General features: G+C 55.3%; 1 protein-coding gene. It reads left to right on the forward strand.

Features of this window, described 5'->3' with window-relative positions:
- The coding region (locus AC1QQ2_RS14120) for a portal protein (protein WP_479713611.1) at positions 1 to 394 on the forward strand (394 nt) is incomplete at both ends.

The raw sequence follows: 394 nt of genomic DNA on the forward strand, positions 1-394 counted from the left end.
CGACGAAATCCCGTTTGCCAAGTTTGAGATTGACCCAGAGCCGCACTCGTTCTACGGACGCTCTCTGGCTGAAATCATCATTGATGAGCAGGATGCGGCAACCGCTATCCTGCGCGGCATCTTGGACAACGTAGCCTTGACCAACAACCCAGGAATGGAAGTTGTTGACGGCATGGCGGAATACGACGACTTGCTCAACAACGAGATTGGTCGCATCGTGCGTGTTAAGCAGCCTGGCGCAATCCGCGAGTTGGCTGTGCCGTTTGTAGCGGGCAGCACGCTGCCAATGCTGCAATACATGGACAACATGGTAGAAACCAAGACAGGCGTCCTAGCGGCCTCTGGTGGCCTCTCTGCGGATGCTTTGCAGGGTAACACGGCTACGGCTGTTAAT

It is taken from the genome of Aestuarium sp., from assembly GCF_023253315.1.
Classification (GTDB): Bacteria; Pseudomonadota; Alphaproteobacteria; order Rhodobacterales; family Rhodobacteraceae; genus Marivivens; species Marivivens donghaensis.